Raw genomic sequence first — 2820 nt, forward strand, 5'->3', positions numbered from 1 at the left:
TCCTCGAGGGTCAGAAGGACGACCCCGTCGGCGACCGTCTCCTTCTTCGCGACGCGGACCACGCTGTTGCCGGGGGCAGGGGAGACGGCGCTCATCAGTGGCGCACCGCTCCGCCGTCGACCACGACGGTCTGGCCGGTCACGAACGAGGCTCCGGGCGACAGGAGGAAGCGGACCGGCTCGACGAAGTCCTCGGTCGTGGCTGGTCGCGAGATGGGTCTCGTCGCGACGTTCGCGTCCTGTGTCTGGGCGACGGATTCGGTCATCGGGGTCATGACGAGTCCCGGAGCGATCATGTTGACCGTGATGTTGCGGGGCCCCAGCTCGGCCGCCAGCGCTCGGCCGAACCCGATGATGCCTGCCTTCGATGCCGCGTAGACCGTGGTCTCGGCCGGGCCCCGGAAGACCGTCGCCGATGAGAACAGGACGATCCGGCCATGGTCGGCGAGGAGTGGTGCCACCGTCTGGGTGGTCAGGAAGGTGCCGTGCAGATTGATGTCGAGCACGTGCCGCCACGTCGCGACCGAGGTCTGGGCCAGAGCGCCGAAGTGCGCCACCGCCGCGCAGTGCACCATGCCGTAGAGAGGCTCGCCGTCTGCGAGAGCGGAGCCGATCCTTCGCATGTCGTCCTCATCGGCGATGTCAGCGGTCAGATAGGTGACGCCATCGACCCGCGCCGACTCAGGCGGCTGGTTGCGGTCGAGGACGACGATGCTGAGCTCACCCGCAAGCGCGGCCACGAGGCGTTCGCCGATGCCGCTCGCACCGCCGGTGATCAGGAGCCGGCCAGACGCAGGTTGGGCGCGCGAGGAGGACGTCATGAGACGAGGTTCACGCCTGCGGTGGGCCAAGGGAACCCGGAAGTGACTATCGAAGTGATAGGCACGCCGGCGCCCCTCCGCGAGGTCGTGCTGACTCAGCCACGTGCTCGGAGCCCGGTCGCGACCAGGTCGACGAGTGCCTCGTAGGCCTGCGCGTCGTCGAGTCCCGTGGCCGCCCCGATCCGGCCGTCGCCGATCGCGTCCATCACCTCCGCCACGGCGGCGCCGACGAAGGTCGCGTCGACCTTCCTGAGGGTCCCGGCCGCGACGCCCTCGGTGACGAGGTCCTGCACCCGTTGGGCGGCCCGAGCGGTGTTGGCGCGGTAGACCTCGGCCCCGGGCGGGAAGCCGGCCAGGTCGGCGTAGAACCGGGGCGACGCGGGGGAGAGCTCGTCGGCCACCGCGGTGAGATAGGTCGCCAGCCGGTCCGCGGGGTCGGACGCGGCTGCGACGCGCTCCTCGATCCGCTCGGCCGCACGCTTGAAGAAGTGCCGCACGGTCGCGGTGATGACCTGCTCCTTGCTCGGCGCGACCAGGTAGAGCGTGCTGCGCGAGCACGAGAGCCGCTGCGCCAGCTCACCGATCCCGAACCCCGCGAAGCCCTCGGCCAGGAACAGCTCGACCAGCTCGTCGAGCAGGAGGTCGCGTCGCTGGCGGGTGCGGGCGGGGAGGACGCGCTGCTGCTGCACGGTTCGCAGGCTAGCAACAATCGCGATACTGTAGTCCGTACCAGAATGGCCATTCTGGTACTACCCACGGAGGAACCGATGCCCGCACGCCGCCTGCTGCCGTCCGAGGAGTACGCCGACCTGCTCCGGCTGACCCGTCAGCTCGCCACCGACGAGCTGCTGCCGCGCGCCGCGGAGGCCGAGGCGACGGGCGCGTTCCCGCGCGAGGTCTTCCGCCTGCTGGGTCGTGCCGGCCTCCTCGGCCTGCCCTATCCCGAGGAGCTCGGGGGTGGCGGCGTGCCCTACGAGGTCTACCTGCAGGTGCTCGAGGAGATCGGGTCCGTCTGGTCCAGCGTCGGCGTCGGGGTGTCCGTGCACGCGCTGAGCTGCTTCGGCCTGGCCACCGCCGGCACCGACGAGCAGCGCGCGAAGTGGCTGCCTGAGATGCTGGCCGGCGAGCTGCTCGGCGCCTACTGCCTCTCCGAGGCGCACGCCGGGTCCGATCCCGCCGCGATGCGGACCCGGGCCCGGCTCGACGGCGAGGAGTACGTCATCAACGGCGCGAAGGCCTGGGTGACCCACGGCGGCGAGGCCGACTTCTACAAGGTCATGGCGCGCACCGGCGACGGACGGAGTGACATCTCCTGCTTCCTCGTCCGTGCGGACGCGCCCGGCCTGAGCGCCGATGCCCCCGAGGACAAGATGGGCCTGATGGGCTCGACCACCGCCACCGTGCGCTTCGAGGACGTCCGGGTGCCCGCCGACCAGCGACTCGGCGCGGAGGGCCAGGGTCTGAAGATCGCGCTCGCCGGACTGGACGCCGGACGGCTCGGGATCGCCGCCGTCGCGACCGGCCTGGCGCAGGGGGCGCTCGACCGCGCGGTCGCCTACGCCCAGCAGCGCGAGACGTTCGGCCAGCGGATCATCGACCACCAGGGCCTGGCCTTCGTGCTCGCCGACATGGAGGCCGCCGTCCAGTCCGCCCGCGCCACCGTCCTCCATGCCGCCCGCCTCAAGGACCGCGGCCTGCCGTTCTCCCGCGAGGCCTCGATCGCCAAGCTGGTCGCCACCGACGCCGCCATGAAGGTCACCACGGACGCCGTCCAGGTCCTCGGCGGCGCCGGCTACACCAAGGACTTCCCGGTCGAGCGCTACATGCGCGAGGCCAAGGTGATGCAGATCTTCGAGGGCACCAACCAGATCCAGCGGATGGTCATCGGCCGCTCGCTCGACCGCGAGGCCGGCGCCGGCGCCATCGTCGCCGTCAGCTGAGTCCGCTTCCCGGCCGGGCTTGAGAACCGGCGCAGGTCCACGGTTTCAGGCGGCGTGGGG

Annotated in this window: 3 protein-coding genes; 1 reads left to right on the forward strand and 2 read right to left on the reverse strand. The window is 71.3% G+C overall.

Features of this window, described 5'->3' with window-relative positions:
• Nucleotides 1-94: 94 nt before the first annotated feature.
• Together FHP29_RS00400 and FHP29_RS00405 are read right to left on the reverse strand one after the other, a co-directional pair.
• A complete protein-coding gene (locus FHP29_RS00400) occupies nt 95-820 on the reverse strand; it encodes an SDR family NAD(P)-dependent oxidoreductase (protein WP_139620899.1) in 726 nt (241 codons plus the stop codon).
• A 95-nt stretch (nt 821-915) separates the two neighbouring features.
• Nucleotides 916-1509 (reverse strand): TetR/AcrR family transcriptional regulator, encoded by a 594-nt coding sequence (locus tag FHP29_RS00405; protein ID WP_139620900.1) that lies wholly within the window; start codon nt 1507-1509, stop codon nt 916-918.
• A gap of 78 nt (nt 1510-1587) precedes the next feature.
• On the opposite strand from FHP29_RS00405, the gene FHP29_RS00410 reads away from it, so the two are divergent.
• The gene (locus FHP29_RS00410; RefSeq protein WP_139620901.1) at nt 1588-2760 is read left to right on the forward strand and encodes an acyl-CoA dehydrogenase family protein; all 1173 of its coding nucleotides are present in this window, start codon (nt 1588-1590) and stop codon (nt 2758-2760) included.
• Nucleotides 2761-2820: the final 60 nt, after the last annotated feature.

Origin of the sequence: Nocardioides albidus (assembly GCF_006335005.1) — a bacterium.
Classification (GTDB): Bacteria; Actinomycetota; Actinomycetes; order Propionibacteriales; family Nocardioidaceae; genus Nocardioides; species Nocardioides albidus.

What these genes read in the sequence shown, in the direction of transcription:
- FHP29_RS00400 (WP_139620899.1), bottom strand. Translation starts at nt 820, where the DNA reads ATGACGTCCTCCTCGCGCGCCCAACCTGCGTCTGGCCGGCTCCTGATC.
- FHP29_RS00410 (WP_139620901.1), top strand. Translation starts at nt 1,588, where the DNA reads ATGCCCGCACGCCGCCTGCTGCCGTCCGAGGAGTACGCCGACCTGCTC.